Origin of the sequence: Streptomyces sp. NPDC085524, from assembly GCF_044541755.1 — a bacterium.
Taxonomy (GTDB): Bacteria; Actinomycetota; Actinomycetes; order Streptomycetales; family Streptomycetaceae; genus Streptomyces.
Window position 1 is genome coordinate 61,514 of record NZ_JBITTH010000011.1, and the last position, 16,797, is coordinate 78,310.

19 protein-coding genes are annotated in these 16,797 nt (G+C 72.5%); 6 read left to right on the forward strand and 13 right to left on the reverse strand.

The window, feature by feature from the left end; all coding sequences use genetic code 11:
• Position 1: 1 nt before the first annotated feature.
• Positions 2-349, forward strand: a complete 348-nt coding sequence (locus tag ACIGFK_RS18725) for an STAS domain-containing protein (protein ID WP_376655498.1) — start codon at positions 2-4, stop codon at positions 347-349.
• Positions 346-771 carry an ATP-binding protein gene (locus ACIGFK_RS18730; RefSeq protein WP_376655499.1) on the forward strand — a complete coding sequence of 142 codons (426 nt, stop codon included), beginning with the start codon at positions 346-348 and terminating at the stop codon, positions 769-771. The genes ACIGFK_RS18725 and ACIGFK_RS18730 overlap by 4 nt, the downstream gene beginning before the upstream one ends.
• A 12-nt stretch (positions 772-783) precedes the next feature.
• Here the strand turns inward: ACIGFK_RS18730 and ACIGFK_RS18735 are convergent, their stop codons facing one another.
• From ACIGFK_RS18735 to ACIGFK_RS18770, 8 genes are all read right to left on the reverse strand, one after another.
• The gene (locus tag ACIGFK_RS18735; RefSeq protein WP_376655500.1) at positions 784-2,043 is read right to left on the reverse strand and encodes a phosphatidylserine/phosphatidylglycerophosphate/cardiolipin synthase family protein; all 1,260 of its coding nucleotides are present in this window, start codon (positions 2,041-2,043) and stop codon (positions 784-786) included.
• Positions 2,044-2,116: 73 nt separating this feature from the next.
• Complete coding sequence (locus ACIGFK_RS18740) at positions 2,117-2,869, reverse strand: restriction endonuclease (protein WP_386466077.1); 753 nt, start codon at positions 2,867-2,869, stop codon at positions 2,117-2,119.
• 136 nt (positions 2,870-3,005) lie between these two features.
• Positions 3,006-3,374 carry an STAS domain-containing protein gene (locus ACIGFK_RS18745; RefSeq protein WP_386466074.1) on the reverse strand — a complete coding sequence of 123 codons (369 nt, stop codon included), beginning with the start codon at positions 3,372-3,374 and terminating at the stop codon, positions 3,006-3,008.
• Between the two features lie 58 nt (positions 3,375-3,432).
• A complete protein-coding gene (locus tag ACIGFK_RS18750; protein WP_376655503.1) occupies positions 3,433-3,894 on the reverse strand; it encodes a response regulator in 462 nt (153 codons plus the stop codon).
• Positions 3,891-5,525 carry an ATP-binding protein gene (locus tag ACIGFK_RS18755; RefSeq protein WP_400052678.1) on the reverse strand — a complete coding sequence of 545 codons (1,635 nt, stop codon included), beginning with the start codon at positions 5,523-5,525 and terminating at the stop codon, positions 3,891-3,893. The genes ACIGFK_RS18750 and ACIGFK_RS18755 overlap by 4 nt, the downstream gene beginning before the upstream one ends.
• Positions 5,522-6,817, reverse strand: a complete 1,296-nt coding sequence (locus ACIGFK_RS18760; protein ID WP_376655504.1) for a PP2C family protein-serine/threonine phosphatase — start codon at positions 6,815-6,817, stop codon at positions 5,522-5,524. The genes ACIGFK_RS18755 and ACIGFK_RS18760 overlap by 4 nt, the downstream gene beginning before the upstream one ends.
• 173 nt (positions 6,818-6,990) lie before the next feature.
• Positions 6,991-7,575: a MarR family transcriptional regulator gene (locus tag ACIGFK_RS18765; protein ID WP_400052680.1), complete on the reverse strand. Its 585-nt coding sequence runs from the start codon at positions 7,573-7,575 to the stop codon at positions 6,991-6,993.
• A 34-nt stretch (positions 7,576-7,609) separates the two neighbouring features.
• Positions 7,610-8,773 carry a PP2C family protein-serine/threonine phosphatase gene (locus tag ACIGFK_RS18770; RefSeq protein ID WP_376655506.1) on the reverse strand — a complete coding sequence of 388 codons (1,164 nt, stop codon included), beginning with the start codon at positions 8,771-8,773 and terminating at the stop codon, positions 7,610-7,612.
• 118 nt (positions 8,774-8,891) lie between these two features.
• On the opposite strand from ACIGFK_RS18770, the gene ACIGFK_RS18775 reads away from it, so the two are divergent.
• The 4 genes from ACIGFK_RS18775 (at position 8,892) to ACIGFK_RS18790 (ending at position 12,041) form a co-directional block, all read left to right on the forward strand.
• Positions 8,892-9,389, forward strand: coding sequence for a MarR family winged helix-turn-helix transcriptional regulator (locus ACIGFK_RS18775; RefSeq protein WP_400052682.1), 498 nt, complete (start codon positions 8,892-8,894; stop codon positions 9,387-9,389).
• Between the two features lie 320 nt (positions 9,390-9,709).
• Positions 9,710-9,874: a hypothetical protein gene (locus ACIGFK_RS18780; protein ID WP_376655508.1), complete on the forward strand. Its 165-nt coding sequence runs from the start codon at positions 9,710-9,712 to the stop codon at positions 9,872-9,874.
• A 155-nt stretch (positions 9,875-10,029) separates the two neighbouring features.
• Positions 10,030-10,947 (forward strand): methyltransferase domain-containing protein, encoded by a 918-nt coding sequence (locus ACIGFK_RS18785; RefSeq protein ID WP_386466063.1) that lies wholly within the window; start codon positions 10,030-10,032, stop codon positions 10,945-10,947.
• Positions 10,944-12,041: a hypothetical protein gene (locus ACIGFK_RS18790; RefSeq protein ID WP_376655510.1), complete on the forward strand. Its 1,098-nt coding sequence runs from the start codon at positions 10,944-10,946 to the stop codon at positions 12,039-12,041. The genes ACIGFK_RS18785 and ACIGFK_RS18790 overlap by 4 nt, the downstream gene beginning before the upstream one ends.
• A gap of 58 nt (positions 12,042-12,099) precedes the next feature.
• Here the strand turns inward: ACIGFK_RS18790 and ACIGFK_RS18795 are convergent, their stop codons facing one another.
• Genes ACIGFK_RS18795 through ACIGFK_RS18815 form a run of 5 tightly spaced genes read right to left on the reverse strand, consistent with a single transcriptional unit; the run spans position 12,100 to position 16,400 of the window.
• The gene (locus ACIGFK_RS18795; RefSeq protein WP_386466060.1) at positions 12,100-13,503 is read right to left on the reverse strand and encodes a cytochrome P450; all 1,404 of its coding nucleotides are present in this window, start codon (positions 13,501-13,503) and stop codon (positions 12,100-12,102) included.
• A complete protein-coding gene (locus ACIGFK_RS18800) occupies positions 13,500-14,120 on the reverse strand; it encodes an ATP/GTP-binding protein (RefSeq protein ID WP_376662270.1) in 621 nt (206 codons plus the stop codon). Before ACIGFK_RS18800 ends, ACIGFK_RS18795 begins: the two co-directional genes overlap by 4 nt.
• The gene (locus ACIGFK_RS18805) at positions 14,101-14,460 is read right to left on the reverse strand and encodes a DUF742 domain-containing protein (RefSeq protein ID WP_376662271.1); all 360 of its coding nucleotides are present in this window, start codon (positions 14,458-14,460) and stop codon (positions 14,101-14,103) included. Before ACIGFK_RS18805 ends, ACIGFK_RS18800 begins: the two co-directional genes overlap by 20 nt.
• Positions 14,457-14,861 carry a roadblock/LC7 domain-containing protein gene (locus ACIGFK_RS18810; protein ID WP_356811528.1) on the reverse strand — a complete coding sequence of 135 codons (405 nt, stop codon included), beginning with the start codon at positions 14,859-14,861 and terminating at the stop codon, positions 14,457-14,459. The genes ACIGFK_RS18805 and ACIGFK_RS18810 overlap by 4 nt, the downstream gene beginning before the upstream one ends.
• 6 nt (positions 14,862-14,867) lie before the next feature.
• Positions 14,868-16,400, reverse strand: a complete 1,533-nt coding sequence (locus ACIGFK_RS18815) for a sensor histidine kinase (protein WP_400052686.1) — start codon at positions 16,398-16,400, stop codon at positions 14,868-14,870.
• Positions 16,401-16,797 lie beyond the last annotated feature (397 nt).

Sequence of the window (16,797 nt, forward strand, 5' to 3'; positions counted from 1 at the left end):
AGTGACCGGAGACGAAGCGGTCGTCACGACGACCACCGAGCAGGGCGTCGCAGTCGTCAGCCTGCGCGGCGACATCGACGGGGAACGGGCGCCTGCCCTGAACCGGGCCCTCGCGGCCACCCCTGCGGGCGGTCGCACCCGTACGGTGGTCGACCTCTCCGGTACGCGCTTCGCGGACTCCTCTGTCCTGCACGCGCTCCTGGACGCCCAACGGGCCCACCGCGGTGCCGGAGCGATCCTCGTGCTCGCCGGTCCTCTGCAGACTGCGGTGCAGCGGTTGTTCGAGGTCACCGGGACCGCATCCGCCTTCACGATGGCGGACAGTCTGGAGGCAGCGCTGACGTCATGACCACCACACCCGATTCGGGCGACGTACTGGACAACGGGCTGACGCGGGAGGACGAGCCGCGGTCCGCCCGCCCGCCGGCCTCCGCGGCGGCCGCCCGCGCCCGTGTCAGCGAGGTGCTGCTGCGGGCCGGGGTGGAGCTCGACACGGCCACCGCTGCGGACGCACTCCTCGTCACGTCGGAACTCGTCACCAACGCGATCCGCCACGGCGGCGGGGTCACCGCCTTCCGTGCCGACGTCACCGAGGACCTCCTGAACCTGTCCATCGGCGACGCAAGCCCCCTGTTCCCCGCCGCCCGGACCGGTACGGTCGAGCGTCCGGGCGGGTACGGGTGGCCGCTCGTACAGCGCCTCGCGGAGCGCGTGGAGTGCCGGACGCACTCCGACGGCAAGACGATCAGCACCGTCCTGCGCCTGTCCTGACCGCCCGGCCCCTCACAGATAGCGGCGCAGCGGGCGGACCGACAGCTCGCGGGCGCGCTGGAGCAGGGAGCGGCGCTTCCAGCGGTGCCCGACGATCCGGGTGCTGACCTCCAGGTCCTGGTCGTAGTGCTCGTCCAGGGTCCGGGTGAGGTCCGGGTCCATCACCGCCAGCATGACCTCCTCGTCGTGGTCGAGGGAGCGGCGGTTGAAGTTGGACGAGCCGATGAGGGAGACGACACCGTCCATGGTGATGACCTTCGCGTGCATCATCGTCGGCTGGTACTGGTGGATGCGCACGCCCGCGGTGGTGAGCGCCTCGTAGTGGTGCTGTCCGGCCAGTTGGCACACGCGCTGGTCCGTGTGCGGGCCGGGCAGCAGGATCTCGACCGTGACGCCCCGGCGGGCGGCGTCCGCGAGCAGGCCGACGAAGTGGTCGTCGGGGGCGAAGTACGCGGTCGCCAGGCGCACGCGCTCCTGCGCCGATTCGAGGATCACGCGCATCAGCGTCTGCATGTCCTGCCAGCCGAAGGCGGCCGAGCCGCGCACCACTTGGACGATGGCGGAGCCGGCCGGCTCGTGGGACACGAAGCGGTCGCGCTCGTCGAAGAGCTCCGGATGGCACTCCGCCCAGTTCTGCGCGAACGCCGCGGCGATCCCGTCGACGGCGGGTCCGCGGACCTCGGCGTGCGTGTCGCGCCACTCGCCCGGGTTGCGGGCGTCACCGCACCATTCCTCGGCGATGCCCACTCCCCCGGTGAAGGCCGTCCGTTCGTCGACGACGAGGACCTTGCGGTGGCAGCGGTGGTTCTGCTTGAGCGGGGAGAGGTAGGCGGGCTTGCGGAACCAGGCGACGTCCACTCCGGCGGCGTCCATGTGGTCCAGGAGGTCCTGCTCGATCAGGCGGCTGCCGAAGCCGTCCAGGAGCAGCCGTACCCGGACTCCGGCGCGGGCGCGTTCGGCCAGGGCCTCGGCGAACCGGCGGGCGATGGTGCCCTTCCAGTAGACGAACGTCATCATGTCGACGGTGTGGCGGGCGGAGCCGATGGCGTCCAGCATCGCGGTGAAGATCTCGTCCCCGTTGCGCAGGGGGCGTACGGAGTTCCCCTCGGTCGCCGCGATGCCGATCAGTCTCTCCAGCCGGCGGCGGATGCGGTGGATGCGCTCCTGCTCCAAGTCCGCGCCGGGGGTGGCGGGCCCGGCTCCGGGCAGCGGCGCGGTGCGGGCGGCAGGGGTGTCGGTGACGGTGGCGCGGGTGGTGCCCGTGTCGGTCATGGTGGTGCTCCTCGGTCGGGACGGCAGGGCGGGAAGGCGGGAGGGCGGGTCAGGCGGAGGCATTCGCTCCGGGCTACGGCCCGCCCGCCTCCCACGGAGGCGGTGCCTCCATCTCCGTCCACGCCGCCAGGACTTCGCCGTCGACGCAGACGATCCCGCAGGTCTCGGCGTACTCGACAGCGGGAGCGGTGAGGGAACCGGTCGTGACGAGGACCGCGACATCCGCCTGGTGGACCGCGAAACAGGTCCCGCCGAAGCGCTGGAGGTCCTGCGAACCGACCCGGTTGTCCTCGGAGTAGTGCTTGCACTGCAACACCACCCGCCTCCCGTCCGCCGTCGTCGCCAGGACGTCGGCACCCAGGTCACCCGCGCCGCCGACGACCTCCACCGAGGTGCAGCCGTCCCGGGCGCACAACGCGGCGACCGTGTGCTCGAAGCCGTCCGCGTCCGCCCCGGCATGGTCCAGGGCCCCGCTCCCCACATCGGGGAGCTCCGTCGTCGGTGCCGCGGTCCCGGGTGCCGCGGTCCCGGGTGCCGCGCTCCCGTCGAGCGCAGCTGCCGGGCGCCGCCCTCGGGAGCCGCGCCGTCGGGGGACGCGGCGCCGGCCGGGGGCGACCGTCCACTTCACCAGTACCGCTCCGAGCAGCAGCACGACCAGGGCGGCGATCGGCGACACCGGGAGTCCGGCCCCGCTCTCCGGCGCGGCCTTCACGAACGCGACCAGGCCGCCGATGCCGATGCCGACAAGCCCGACCACGAGCACCACGTCACGCCCGAGGCCCGTGCCCCTCACGGATGCCGGCACGTCCTCGTCCGGTGTCGTCATACGAGGTCCCCTCCCCTTCGCGCGTCGAGGTCCCCGATCCGTGTCGGACCGGGGACCTCGACGGACGTCGAACACTGTCGGACGCCCGTATGGCCGCGATTGCGGTTCTCAAACCGGGGAAGCGCCTCGGACCCCGTCACACCCGCCGGGGCGCGACGGTCATGGTCGTGGCCTCCGCCACATCGGGCGCGGTGGCGAACGCGGTGTCGGCGCCGGTGAGTTCCAGGAGCCGGGCCAGGCGGGCGGGTACGCTCCCGGCCAGGACCACCGGCCGTTCCAGGGCCGGCATCAGCAGGACGCTCAGTGCGGTCGAGTCGACGAACGTCACCGCGGCGACGTCCAGTACGTACCGGGCGACACCCGGCGCCGCGGGGTCCATCGCGACCCGCAGCGCGGCCACGTTGTCCATGTCGAACTCCCCCGCCATCACCACGATCCGTACGTCCCCTTCGGACCGCGTCTCGACGTGGCTGCGTTCGTCCGTGTCTTGCGTGTCCCTGTTCATGGCCGTCCTCTCCGTGTTGTCGCGCCGGTTCGCGCTGCGCCCCGTTCCCGTCCGGCCCTCACCGGCCGGCGCGGGGCAGTTTGACGACTGTGATGAAGAAATCGTCGATCTGCTGGATGGCCCGCATGAACTGGTCGAGATCGACCGGCTTCGTCACGTAGGCGTTGGCGTGCAGCTTGTAGCTGCGCAGGATGTCCTCCTCGGCGGCCGAGGTGGTGAGCACGACCACGGGGATGTGGCTCAGCTCCGGATCCGTCTTGATCTGCTCGAGCACCTGCCGGCCGTCGTACTTGGGCAGGTTCAGATCGAGGAGGATGAGGTCGGGGCGGGGCGCGTCCACGTGCTCGCCCCGCCGGTAGAGGAAGTCCAGCGCCTCCAGGCCGTCCCGTACCACGTGCAGGACGTTCCCGATCTTGTTGTCGGCGAAGGCCTCACGGGTCATCAGTTCGTCGCCCGCGTCGTCCTCGACCAGCAGGACTTCGGCGGGGGCTGCCCGGGGGTGGTCGTCGGCGGTGCTCATGAGGGGGTTCCTTCGGTCAGTACGGGGTCCGGTACGGCACCGGCATCTGGGGCGACGGGCAGGGTGAAGACGATCCGAGTGCCCTCCTGGTGGGCCGTGTCGATCCGGATCTGGCCGCCCGCGTGTTCGACGATCTTCTTGCACAGCGCGAGGCCGATGCCGGTCCCTCCGTACGTCTCGCGGCCGTGCAGCCGCTGGAAGATGACGAACACCTTCTCGGCGAACTCGGCCGGGACTCCGATGCCGTTGTCCGTGACCGAGAAGGCCGCGAAACCCGGGTCCGCTGCGGGCTCGTCGGCCACCGCGACCTCCACCCGCGCGGTGCGGTCGGGCGAGCGGAACTTGACGGCGTTGCCGAGCAGGTTCTGCCACAGCATGGTCAGGAGCGTGGGGTCGCCCACCACGTCCGGCAGCCGCTCGGGCCGCGTGATCTGCGCGTCACTCTCCTCGACGGCGGCGGCCAGGTTGCGCAGCGCCCGGTCCAGGGGACCGTCCAGGGCGACCGTCTCGCGGGCGTCCTGGATCCGGCCCACCCGCGAGAAGGCCAGCAGATCGTTGATCAGCACCTGCATCCGTTTGGCGCCGTCGACGGCGAAGGCGATGTACTGGGTGCCGCGCGCGTCGAGCTGGTCCCCGTAACGCTTCTCGAGGAGCTGGCAGAACGAGGCCACCTTGCGCAGCGGCTCCTGGAGGTCGTGCGAGGCGACGTAGGCGAACTGCTCCAGCTCCGCGTTGGAACGGCGCAGCTCGACCGCCTGGGCGTCGAGTTCCGCGGCCGTGCGGTCGAGCCGCTCGGCGTTGCGCCGCGACTCGTTCAGTTCGGCGACGGTGCGGTGCCGCATGGCTTCCACGGCAGCGGCCAGGTCCCGCAGCTCGGCCGGGCCCCGCAGCGGGATCTGCTCGTCGAAGGCCCCGTTCGCGACGCGTCGGGAGGCCGTGCGCACCAGGGCGAGGGGCCGGAGCACACCGATGTGCAGGAGCACCGCGAGAGCGGCGCCGGCCAGCAGGAATGCGGCGACGATCGCCAGGAGGATCCGGTCGCGCTGCGTACGCGCCTCTCCGAAGGTGGTGCGGGCCTCGGCCTGGATGCGGTCCAGGTGCGCCTGCTGCGCGGCGATCCGCCGGCGGACCTCGTCGAAACGGTCCTTGCCGGTCTGGAGCGAGGGCCGGGGGCCGCCGTCTTCCACGGAGGCGATGGCGGGCACCGCGAACTCCTGGCGCCAGGCGCGGGCGGCCTCCTGCACGGCCGCCAGGTCGCCGCGTACCCGTGCGTCTCCTTCGAGGACGGTCGACAGGCGCTGTGCGGCGGTGGCCTCGTTGGCCAGGCCGCGTTCGTACGGTTCCAGGAGCGCGGGTTCGTCGGCCAGCAGGTAGCCCCGGATGCCGGTCTCCTGGTCCAGGAGGGCGGTCTCCAGCCGCAGCGCGTCCCGCTGGGCGGGCAGGATCCCGTCGACGAGCCGGTTTCCGGCCGTGGTCGTGCGGGAGAGCAGGGTGGCTCCGAGGGCGCCGGTGCCGACGACCATGAGGGCCAGGACGACGAGCACGGTGGTCAGCCAGGTCCGCAGGCTGGGCCCGTGCCGGTCGGCGGCCAGTCCCCGGCGCTCTTGCAGCGGCTGAGTGGTGGGGGTCACGTGGGGGTGTTCCATTCGAGGTGCAGCACGGCGACGTCGTCGGCCAGGCCGCCCCAGTCCGCGGCCAGGCCCTGCGCCGCCTGGATGAGGGAGTCGACGAACCGTTCGGCGGGCAGGCCGGCGTGGCGGCGGGCGATTTCCAGGAGACCGGCTTCGTCGAGCCGTTCGGACCCCGGGCCGATGCGTCCCTCGATCAGCCCGTCGGTGAAGAGCATCACGGCGCCGTCCTTCTCCAGCGGGACCTCGGTGACGGGCCAGCCGGCGCCCCAGCCGGGCATGATGCCGAGCGCGGGCCCTCCCGGGACGGTCCGCAGTTCCACGCCGGCCGTGGAGCGGACCAGGAATCCGGGATGGCCGGCCCGCTGCACGGACACGGCGGCGGTGCCGGGCGTGCGGGTGACGGAGACCAGGGTGGCGAAGATCTCGGGGCCGGAGCGCTCCGCGAGGAGGATGCGCTCCAGCAGTCCGAGCAGCTCGGCGTCGCGCGCGCCGGCCATCACGAAGGACCGCCAGGCCACGCGCAGGCACACGCCGAGCGCCGCTTCGCTCGGGCCGTGCCCGGAGACGTCGCCGACGACGGCGTGGGTGGCCCCGTCGGGGGTCTGGACGACGTCGTAGAAGTCACCGCCCAGCAGTGTCTGGGCCCGTCCCGGGTGATAGCGGGCGCAGACGCTGACGGCGTCGGCCGGGTCGTCGAGGAGCAGCGGGGTCGGCAGCAGACCACGTTCGAGGCGGGCGTTCTCCTCGGCGCGGAGGCGACCCGCTTCGAGGGCGACCGCCGCCAGCTCGGTCCGCTTGCGCTGGATCGCGTACCGGATGGCCCGCATGAAGACGTCCGGCTCCACGCGCCCCTTGATCAGGTAGTCCTGGGCACCGGCCGCGACGGCGGTCAGTCCCGCACGTTCCTCGGAGAGACCGGTGAGGACGACGACGGCGACCTCGGCGGAGACGGCCAGGACCTTCTTCAGTCCGTCGAGCCCCTGGGCGTCGGGGAGGTGGAGGTCGAGCAGCACGCAGGCGGGTGCCTCGTCCTCCAGGAGGCGCAGGGCGTCGGCGAGGGAGGAGGCGCGGCCGAGGCGGACGTCGATGCCGCTGTCCTCGACGAGTTCCTCGACGAGCAGGGCGTCGCCCTCGTCGTCCTCGATGAGCAGGACGTACGGCGGCGCCCCGTCCCACAGGGCCAGGGAGTCGTCCCCCTCGACGGAGGCGGCCTGCCGGGCCCGGTTCACCGCCTGCCGCGGTGGCGTACGGGCAGCCAGATGCAGGTCCCCGAGCCCAAGAGTGCTCGCCATCGCGTCGCGTCTGTCCCTTCTCGCCGCCGGAAGCGGACGTCCGACGGACGCCTGGTCGTGCCGGATCAGCGTAGAGCGATCATTTGCCGTAGGGCAATGTTTTACGAACTCAATGATTATGCCGGGTGCGCGCCGGAGGTCGTACCAGCCCCCGCAAGGGACCCGACCCACCCTCAGGCGGTGTCCGGAATCCGACTGGCGCGAGGAGCCGTCGGCGGGGTGGCCGCGGCCTGGGCGGCCGACGGCACGTCCGCGTCGGGAGTCGCCGCGGCCGCCGGACCCGGGGTGCTCGCGGCGGCCTCGGCCGGGAGGAGCCCGGCGGCCGCTTCCCGGAACGCAGCAAGACCCGTCACGAGCGCGTCCACGTCCTGCGCTGTCATCCGGGCGAGGACCGCCGTCAAGGCGCGCTCCCGGGCCGTCCGCCGCTCGTCCAGCAGGGCCCGCGCCCGGGGCGTGAGACGCAGCTCCACCTCGCGCCGGCTGCTCGGGTGCGGAGCGCGCGTGAGCAGGCCCATGGCCTCCAGCCGGTCGCAGAGCCGGGTGACGGACGGCGGGCGGGAATCGAGCAGGGAGCCCAGGGCCCGCAGGTTGATGCCTTCGGCCGCCTCGACCGCCAGCAGCGCCCTCCATTGCGAGGGGGACACGGCCGGTGTTCCGCCGTCCTGGCCCCGGGCGTACAGGGCTGCGAGGAGTTCCGCGGCGGCGCCGAGCACCGCGGCCGGATCCTCGTGCGCTCCGGTCGGGCCGGGACGGGACATGCCACCACTGTGGCATCCCACCGTCCCGGGCGCCCTACGGTTCGCCCGGCCCCTCACCGGGCCGTCCGTGCCAGTCGAGGCAGAGGACCATGGCGTCGTCGGCGGCCTCGACGCCACCGCGGTGTCCGGCCAGCTCCTCCAGGAACGCCCGGGGCACCTGCGAGGGCGGCAGCAGGCGGGTGTTCAGGACGGCCCGGCCCAGGGCGTTCAGGCTGTAGCGCTCCCCGGCCGGGGACAGGACGTCGTACACCCCGTCGCTCAGGAAGAACAGCCGGTCCCCGGGCAGCAGGCGCAGGCGCTGACAGGTGTAGACGGTGTCCTCGAACATCCCGAGCGGCAGCTGGGCCTCCAGCTCGATCTGCTCCACCGTTCCCTCGCGCAGTCGCCAGAGACGGGGCGATCCCGCGTCGACGATCTCGGCCTCGCCGGTGTCCAGGCTGATGCGGAGCAGCAGCACCGCCAGGTGCATCCGGCCCCGGTACTGGCCGTACAGGGCCTGGTCGGCCAGCGACGCCTGGTCGGCGATCCCGAGGCCGGCCCGGCGGGCGTTGCGCATGGCGCTCACGGCGAGGCTGGTCAGCAGGGCGGCGTCGATGCCCTCACCCATGCCGTTGTTGACGGTCAGCGTCAGGTGGTCGGCGGAGGCCGACCAGTCGAAGCAGTCGCCGTAGATGGCGTAGGCGGGCTCCAACTGCGCTCCGAGGTCGTACTCCGGACGCGAGCAGGAACGTCCGGGCAGCAGCTGCCACTGCATCTCGGCGGCCAGGGTGAGCCGCTTGGCCCGACGGGCCTGGAGGAAGTAGTCGGTGTCCCGGTCGGCGACGAGGATCTCGTGGGCCAGCGCGTCCGCCACGTCCCTCAGCGGGCCGAGCGCCGCGGGCGCGTACGCGCCGGCGGCGTACTGGACGCTCAGGACACCCAGCCGGTCGCCGCGCACGCTCACCGGAAGGTGAGCGGTGACCCCGCTCTCCCGGACGACGACGTGCGGCTCCTGGGCGCCGAAGGCCCGGCCCTCCGGGCCGTTGTACGCCGACACGGACTCGGCGGTGTACGGCTGGGCCGTCACGGGCTGGAGGCGGGCCGAGGCGTAGTCCGCCATCAGCAGTTCCGCGCTCGATGCTCCGTGGTCGCGGACCAGGGCCTCACGGACCTTCTCGAACAGCTCGTGCGGTGCCGCGTCCCGCAGGATGCGCGCCACTCCGTCGCCTCCAGCCACCGGTTCGATACCCGCCTCTCTCGCGACTGTCAAAATGGGGGACCACGAAGCCGCCGGTTCGCCGGGAAAGGCGGCTCGTACGCCCGGTAGGGAGTGTCACATGAGTCAGCCGCCGAGCGGCTCCCACGGCCCGGTCATCTCGGCGGTGGCGGAGATGAGCGAGCTGATCGAGCTGCTGGAGGTGGTCTGGGAGCGGGGGCGCGACACGGTCAGCGAGCCGCCCGTCTCCTCCGCCCAGGCCCGGGTGCTGTTCCTCGTCGACGGGCACGAGATGAACCTGCGGGAACTGGGCCGGCTGCTGGAGGCGGCCCCGCCCTCGGTCACCCGGTTGTGCGACCGGCTCCAGGCCGTCGGCTTCCTCGAACGACACCCCGGACCGGACGACCGGCGCGAAGTCCTGGTCCACCTGACGCCGGCCGGCCGGGCGTACCTCGACGGCCTGCGCGCACGCAGGCAGGAGGCCCTGGCGAAGGCGATGGCGACGATGTCACCGGCCTCGCGGGAGGCCTTGGCGGCGGGGCTGGCCGATTTCTGCTCGGCGGTCGCCACCCCGCTCCGACTGCCGCCCCGGCAGATGCTCGCCCCCCGGACAGCCTGACGCACCCGGCACGTGTCCGGACCCGAACAGGGGCAAGCGGCCGACATGAACGAACCGGAGCTGCCCTCCAAGGTCCCCACAAGCGCGGCGGCCCTCGCCCTCGGCCTTTCGCCACTGGACCCCGACCCCCCGGCGTCGGATCTTGCCGGGCGCGGCGGGCACCGGACGGTGCGGGGGACGCCGGTGGCACCGGTGAGCTCCAGGAGTCGCCGCGCCCGGGCAGGGGCGCCGCGCAAGGCCAGGGTTGCTCCCTCACGGCCAGCGCGCTCGCGCAACCGCTACCCCATTCCGATGCGGTGAAGGTCGCGGAGGCAGGGACGGTGGCGGGAGACACCCCTCCCGGTCTCGTCGCCGCGCGCGAACCGCGCCTCGCGGAGATCACCGCCTACCCCCTGACACAGATCGCCGACGGGCACACCGCGTCGACCGCCGGCCACGTCAGGGGCACGCTCGTGAACAGCGTCAACCAGCCCACAACCCACTGATCTTGACGGTACCGTGCTGCTCCAGCGGGCTGACGCGGTGCCTCCGAAGTGCCACGATGGTCCGTGCTTCAACAGTGTGCCCTTCGGGACGCTACGAGAGCGGCACCGGCGTTTCCCCGGGGGGCGGCCCTACCCCACGAAAGGGCGGACACCCCATGCGCGTCATACCCCTCGTATGGACCTTAGGCAGCGGCCGCGGCTCGACCGCCGACGACGCGGTGCGGCTCTACTACAGCCGCAAGACACAGGAGATCCTGCAGAAGTACGGTCCGGGCCCACGCGTCCACTTCCACGTGGGGCTGTACCCCGACGGCCCACCGGACACCACCGTCGCCCAGGGCACGCTGAAGCGGAGCCTGTTCGACGCGCAGGAGCGGATAGTCGACCACGCGGCCCGATCCTGGGGCGCGTACGAGGCGCCTCCCCGGCGGCTGCTCGACATCGGCTGCGGCCTGGGCGGCACCTCGCTCTACTGGGCGCAGAAGCACGGGGCGTCGGTCACCGGCCTCACCGTCGCACCGGAACACCTCCCGATCGTGCGGCGCTTCGCCCGGAACACCGGGGTCGCACAGCGCGTGGAGCCGGTACTGGCGGACGTCCACGACCTGGACGAGACGTGCGCGTACGACGCCGTCTACGCCAACGAGAGCAGCGGATACACCGACCGGGCACGGTTGTTCGAGGTCGTCGCCAAGGCCCTCGTACCCGGAGGCTGGTTCGGGATCCAGGAGCACTTCGTGGGCGCGTCCGAGTGGCGGGAGTTCATGGACGGCTACTACAGAACACGGCTCGGCCGGCGCGCCGAGTACCTGGTCGCGGCGGAGGCGGCCGGCTTCGAACTGGTACAGGACGAGGACGTGACGGACTCGGTGGCGGAGTTCTGGGTGCAGTCCATGGCCTGGAACACCGCCGAACTCGACCGGCTGAGAGCGGACCCGGGAGCCGAGCCCGGAGCCTGGACCGCCGACCGGCTCGAGCAGTCGACGATCGCGCACAGCAAGTTCTTCCGGCTGTGGCGCGACCACGCGGTGGAGACGCGGCTGCTGCGCTTCCGGATCGGCGGTGGCCGATGACCGCGCCGCCCCGGCCCTCCCGCCTCGGTACGGGCCTGCCGCCCTTCTACTGCCCCCTGCCGCGCGACCTCGTCCACCCTGACGCCAAGGAGGTGGAGGCCCGGGCGGTCGAGTGGCTCGACGCCTTCGGCCTGTACCCCGATCCGGTCGAGCGCGCGTGGGGGCTCGCCACCCACAGCGCCGACTTCTCCTGCCGCATCATCCCCGACGGGGACACGGAAGCGGTCCTGCTGTTCACCGAGTGGAACTACTGGGCCAACGCCGTCGACGACTGGCAGGATTCCGGTTCCGACGAGGTGGGGACGGCGGCCGTCGTCGAGCACGGGGCGCGGCTGCTGCGCACCGTCGAGGAGCCCGGGGCGTCCCTGCTGCCCGAGGGGCCCATGACCCGGGCGCTGCTGGACCTGGTCGGCCGTACCCACGCCCTGCTCGCCCCCTACGAGCTGCGCAGGTTCGCCGAGGGGACACGGGACTGGCTGCTCGGGGCGGCCTGGCGCGCCGCCCGGGCGGAGGAGGGGGTGATGCCGGGGCTGAACGACTTCGTCGCGATGGGGCCGCTCGCCAACGGCACACGGTTCTCACTGACCTGGTCGGACGTCGCGCGCCGGGACCGGCTGCCGGCGGACGTCCTCTGCTCCCCCGCCCTGACGGCACTGACGGACGCAGCCGGTTTCGTCGTCAGTGCGGACAACGACCTGTTCTCCTACGACAAGGACGACCACCTGGAACCGCGCGAGGTGAACCTCGTCAACGTCTACGCCCATCAGGAGGGCTGCTCTCCGGCCGACGCGGTACCGCTCGCCGTGGCGCTGCGTGACCGGGTGATGGTCTTCTTCCTCCTGCTACGGGAGCGCCTGGAGCACGACGCGGACCACGCACTGCGCCGTCATCTCGCGGCGCTGGGCCACTACATCGCCGGCTCCATCGCGTGGCAGACCCGTGCACCCCGGTACGCCAGCCCGCGCAACCGCTACGAACTGCCGGTCGTGGACGCCGCGTTCACGGTCCGGTTCGCCGACGGCCCCAGCTCCGACGGGACCGAGCCGCCGGATCTGCCGGCCCTGGCGGCCTGGTGGCGGCACCTCCGCGACTGAGCGGTGAACAACCGAGGGCCCCGGCCGCTGGCCGGGGCCCTCGGTACGAGGCTCAGGCTCAGCGGCGGCCGAACAGCCGGCGCCACCAGCTGACACCACGGCGTCGGCCGCCGACGGCGGCCGCGGGCGGCCCCGTCGGCTGCGGCGGGATCACCGGGTGGACGGGGTGCCCCGCCGGCCGCTCCATCGAGAGCTGCGGAGCCGGGGTGGCCACCGTGCGCGGAGCGAACCGGACCGGCAGGGACAGCAGGTGACGTGACATCAGGGTGCCCCGCCACTGGAGTTCGCTCGCGTCGACCGCGAGCTGAAGGTCGGGCAGCCGGTCCAGCAGGACCTCGATACCGGTGTCCGCGATGGCGCGCCCGATGTCCTGCCCCGGGCACTCGTGCGGGCCGCTGCTGAAGGCCAGGTGGGAGCGGTTGCCGTGGACGGACACGGCCGGATCGGGCCGGATCTGCGGATCGGCGTTGCCCGCGGCCAGGCCGAGCAGGATCATGTCCCCGGCCTTCACCTGCTGGCCGCCGAGCACGGTGTCGCCGGTGGCCCAGCGACCGATGATCGTGTTGATCGGCGGGTCGTCCCAGAGGACCTGCTCCAGGGCGTCCGGCAGGGTCATGTGGCCGCCGGAGAGGCTCGCCCGGAACCGCGGGTCGGTCAGTACGGTGCGCAGCGTGTTGGCGATCAGGTTGGCGGTGGTCTCGTAGGCCGCGATCAGCACGACGCGCAGGTGCATGAGCACTTCGGTGTCGGTGAGGTCCGCCGGGTGCTCGATCAGCCAGGAGGCGAGGTCGCGGGCGGGCTTGGCCTTGCGCGCCACGACCAGGTTCTGCAGCGTGGTGGTGACGTAGCGATCGCTCTGGAGGGCCGTCTCCGTCCCCTGGAGCATGTCCCGCGCCGCGTTGACCAGGAGCGGCCCGTGTTCCTCGGGTGCCCCGATGAGCTGCGTCATGACCAGCATGGGGAGCTGGTCGGAGAAGGCGGACACCAGGTCGGCGTACCCCTCGGACGCGATCTGGTCGACGAGCTGGTTGGCGAAGCGTGTCACGTAGCGGCGGATGCCGCGCTTGTCGAAGCGTTCCAGGGACTCCACCACGGCCCCGCGGAGCCGTTCGTGGACGGGGCCGTCGGTGAAGTTGCACACCGGCACCCAGGAGACCATGGGGCCGAGCGGGGTGTCGGCCGGCACCCGGCCCTCTCTCAGGTCGCGCCAGCCGCGGGGGTCGCGCGCGAAGCGCGACGACGTGCGGGCGACGTCCAGGTTCTCCCGGTGGCCGAGGACCAGCCAGGCCGGAAGGTCACCGCTCACCAGGACCGGGGCCACCGGGCCGTGTTCGGCCCGCAGCTTCTCGTACAGGGCGAGGGGGTCCGCCTGGGCTTCCGCTCCGTGCAGCCGGTGCAGGCCGCCGGCGGTCGCCGCGGCGTGGGCGGGGCACTCGGGCGGTGGGGTGGGGGTGGTGCTCACATTGCCTCCTGGGTGGCTGCCTGGGAGTACAGGTAGCGCATGAGGGTCAGCAGTACGTCGCGGGACGATTCCCGCCTTCTGGCGTCGCAGACGAGGATCGGGACGGCGGGCGGCAGATCGAGGGCCTCGCGCAGCTCCTCCAGCGGATGCTCGGGGGCCCCGGGGAAGGAGTTGACGGCCACGACGAAGGGGACGCCGCGCTCCTCCAGCCGTCCGATGACGTCGAAGCTGATCTCCAGCCGACGGGTGTCGAGGAGTACGACGGCTCCGAGCGCGCCTTCGAACAGCCCGCGCCACAGGAACCAGAAGCGCTCCTGGCCGGGTGTCCCGAACAGGTACAGCACGAGTTCGTCGTTGATGCTGATGCGGCCGAAGTCCATGGCCACGGTGGTGGTGATCTTGCGGGCGACGCCCCAGGTGTCGTCGACGCCGACGCCGGCCCTGGTCATCGTCTCCTCGGTGGTCAGCGGCTTGATCTCGCTGACCGCACCTACCATCGTCGTCTTGCCCACGCCGAAGCCGCCCACGATGACGACCTTCACGGCCGCCGCGGCCGTGTGCGGCAGTACGTCCGCCTCGCGCGGCCCGGCGGGCGGGTCAGAGCTTCTGAAGTCCATCGATCACTGCCTCGATCAGAGCAAGGTCGGGTAGCTGCGCGGCGGGAACGGGCGGGCGGACGTGCACGCGCTGGGCGGCCACCAGGTCTCCGACCAGCACGGTGACGACGCTCACGGGCAGGCGCACGTACGCGGCGATCTCGGCCACCGACAACGGTGACTGGCACATCCGCAGGATGGAGACCTGCTCGGGTTGCATCTCGGGCCGGGGAGGCCCTTTGGCCACCACTAAGGTCACGAGGTCCAACCGGACGGAGGTGGAGGGTCCGCTGCGTCCGCCGGTGATGACGTACAGCCGTTCGGGACTGCTCTCCTCCCAGCTTGCGGGCGGCTCTTTCACGCGGGCTGCCCGTCATGCCGCGGCGGGCTGCTCAGGTGGTCCCCCATTCGGGTCACCAGGTTGCGCATCTGCGCTCCCATCAGGCCCGCGTCGACGCCCTCGTCGGCGAGGACCGCGAGGTAGGAGCCGTCTCCGGCGGCCATGAGATAGAAGAACCCGCCGTCCATCTCGATCACGACCAGCCGCATTCGGCCCTCGGAGTCGGGCAGTTCGGCGGCGACCGCGCCGGCGAGGCTCTGCAGGCCCGCGCAGGCGGCCGCCAGGCGGTCGGCCGTGTCCGTCTCGGCCCCGTACTGCGCCACGCAGAGCCCGTCCGCGGACAGTACGATCACGTGCCGCGTCTGCGGCACTCCGGCGGCCAGGTCCTTGAGCATCCAGTCCATGCTGCTTCGCTGAGTCATCACTGTTCACGCCCCTTTGGTCGCTGAATCCGACGCGCCCTGGGCGCCCGGCGCGTCCTTGCCGGGCTCACCCGACAGGCCGCTGTGGAACGCCTCCAGCCACATTCCGGGGCCGTTGTCGTCCGCCGGCTGCGGCTTCACGGCCGGCCGGACGTCGGAGGTGGTGACACGGTCCTTCCGGCGCCGCTGCGGCAGGCCGGTCGCGGTACGTTCGGTGGTCGGCCCGCCGGCGGCGGGCATCGGCCCGGCTGCCGGAGCCGGCGCGGGCCGGGGCACGTACACGCCGGCCGACGTGGCGTCGACGGGGTGTTCGCGCGGTGTGGCGGACACCGCCCTGGGCCCGGAGGAGGAGCCGATGCCGTGGGCGAGGCCGGTCGCCGCGGACGCGGTGGTGATCAGGTGCTGCGGCACGATGACCACGGCGCGGACGCCGCCGTACGCGGAGGAGCGCAGCGACACCTGGAACCCGTACGCCTGTGCCAGGCGGCCGACCACGGCCAGACCCAGCCGCGGCGTCTCACCCAGGTCGTTGAGGTCGATGCCGGACTGTGCCTGCGCGAGCATCTTCTCGGCGCGCGCCCGGGCCTCCTCGCTCATGCTGAGGCCGCCGTCCTCGATCTCCACGGCGATGCCCGACTGCACCTCGACGGCGGTGAGGTGGACCCGGGTGTGCGGCGGGGAGTAGCGGGTGGCGTTGTCCAGCAGCTCCGCGAGGGTGTGGATCAGCGGTTCGACGACGGGGCCGACGACGGCGACCTCGGTGACCGAGTGGAGTTCCACGCGTTGGTAGTCGATGATCCGCGACATCGCGCCGCGCATCACGCTGTAGAGGGTGACGGCCCTGCTCCACTGCCGGCCGGGGCGCGCACCGCCGAGGACCGAGATGGAGTCGGCGAGCCTGCCGATGAGGGCGGTGCCGTGGTCGAGCCGCAGAAGGTCGCCGAACACGTCCGGGTTGCGGCCGTGCCGGTCCTCCATCTCGCGCATCTCGTGGGCCTGCTGGTGGACGATCGCCTGCACGCGGCGGGCGACGTTCACGAAGGCCCGCTGCGCCGAGTCGCGCAGGCTCTCCTCGTTGTCGACGGCGTCGACGACGTGGGCCAGTACGGCCTGGAGGGCGGCCCTGAAGCGGGGGGTGAGGGCGGCGTCGTTGCCCCAGCGGTTGCCGTGGCCGGCGCGGCCTCCCAGGGAGATGAGCACCTCCTCGGCCACCTCGCCCCGGCGCAGTCGCTCGATGGCCTCGGGGAGTACGACGGCGGACAGGCGGGTCGCCTCGGTCTCCTGGCGGGCCAGGGTGTGCCGGAGTTCGGCGATCTGGGCGCCGCAGGCGGCGAGCGCGCGGCCGCGCCGTAAGGCTTCCACGAACACCGCGGCGCCGCACAGCGCGCCGGCGGCGATCAGGATGGTGCCGACCGGCTCGGAGGAGGAAACAAGCGCCCCGACCAGGCAGACGGCGGCCAGGGACGCGATCGCGGGCAGCGCCCGGCTCGCTCCCACCTCCGGGTGGACCGTTTCGGGTGGAATGTCTCTATGCTCCATCGGCGTCCTCGAATTATCGGAAAAGGGTCACCTTCTGACCGGTGGGCGGGAGCATAACTACGCCCAACTGCCCGCACGGACGCTTTCGTCGGAGTTCATCGGACCGAAGGAACCGCTACGCGCCATCTCTTGCGACGATTTTCGGCCGCTGCGCCGGGAGGTCCTCGGCGGCGGGCGGCGAAAGGGGAGGTCGACGGCCCGTCGGCGCACGGGCGGCACGGGCCTGCGCCCCCTGAACCCCGTCGGCACGGGCCGCACCGCCCGGTCGCGAAGTGGCGCCCCGGACGGAAATACGCTAGGCCCCGTCAACGGCGCGCGGACCGCTGGTGCCGGAGCGTACTGGCCATCGGGCAAGCGGGGTCTCTGCGGGAGCCTGCCCGACCGGCAGCCGCAGCCG

Coding starts and splice junctions, on each gene's coding strand:
- ACIGFK_RS18730 (WP_376655499.1), top strand. CDS start 346: ATGACCACCACACCCGATTCGGGCGACGTACTGGACAACGGGCTGACG.
- ACIGFK_RS18735 (WP_376655500.1), bottom strand. CDS start 2,043: ATGACCGACACGGGCACCACCCGCGCCACCGTCACCGACACCCCTGCC.
- ACIGFK_RS18740 (WP_386466077.1), bottom strand. CDS start 2,869: ATGACGACACCGGACGAGGACGTGCCGGCATCCGTGAGGGGCACGGGC.
- ACIGFK_RS18745 (WP_386466074.1), bottom strand. CDS start 3,374: ATGAACAGGGACACGCAAGACACGGACGAACGCAGCCACGTCGAGACG.
- ACIGFK_RS18750 (WP_376655503.1), bottom strand. CDS start 3,894: ATGAGCACCGCCGACGACCACCCCCGGGCAGCCCCCGCCGAAGTCCTG.
- ACIGFK_RS18760 (WP_376655504.1), bottom strand. CDS start 6,817: ATGGCGAGCACTCTTGGGCTCGGGGACCTGCATCTGGCTGCCCGTACG.
- ACIGFK_RS18765 (WP_400052680.1), bottom strand. CDS start 7,575: ATGTCCCGTCCCGGCCCGACCGGAGCGCACGAGGATCCGGCCGCGGTG.
- ACIGFK_RS18775 (WP_400052682.1), top strand. CDS start 8,892: ATGAGTCAGCCGCCGAGCGGCTCCCACGGCCCGGTCATCTCGGCGGTG.
- ACIGFK_RS18785 (WP_386466063.1), top strand. CDS start 10,030: ATGCGCGTCATACCCCTCGTATGGACCTTAGGCAGCGGCCGCGGCTCG.
- ACIGFK_RS18790 (WP_376655510.1), top strand. CDS start 10,944: ATGACCGCGCCGCCCCGGCCCTCCCGCCTCGGTACGGGCCTGCCGCCC.
- ACIGFK_RS18800 (WP_376662270.1), bottom strand. CDS start 14,120: ATGGACTTCAGAAGCTCTGACCCGCCCGCCGGGCCGCGCGAGGCGGAC.
- ACIGFK_RS18810 (WP_356811528.1), bottom strand. CDS start 14,861: ATGACTCAGCGAAGCAGCATGGACTGGATGCTCAAGGACCTGGCCGCC.
- ACIGFK_RS18815 (WP_400052686.1), bottom strand. CDS start 16,400: ATGGAGCATAGAGACATTCCACCCGAAACGGTCCACCCGGAGGTGGGA.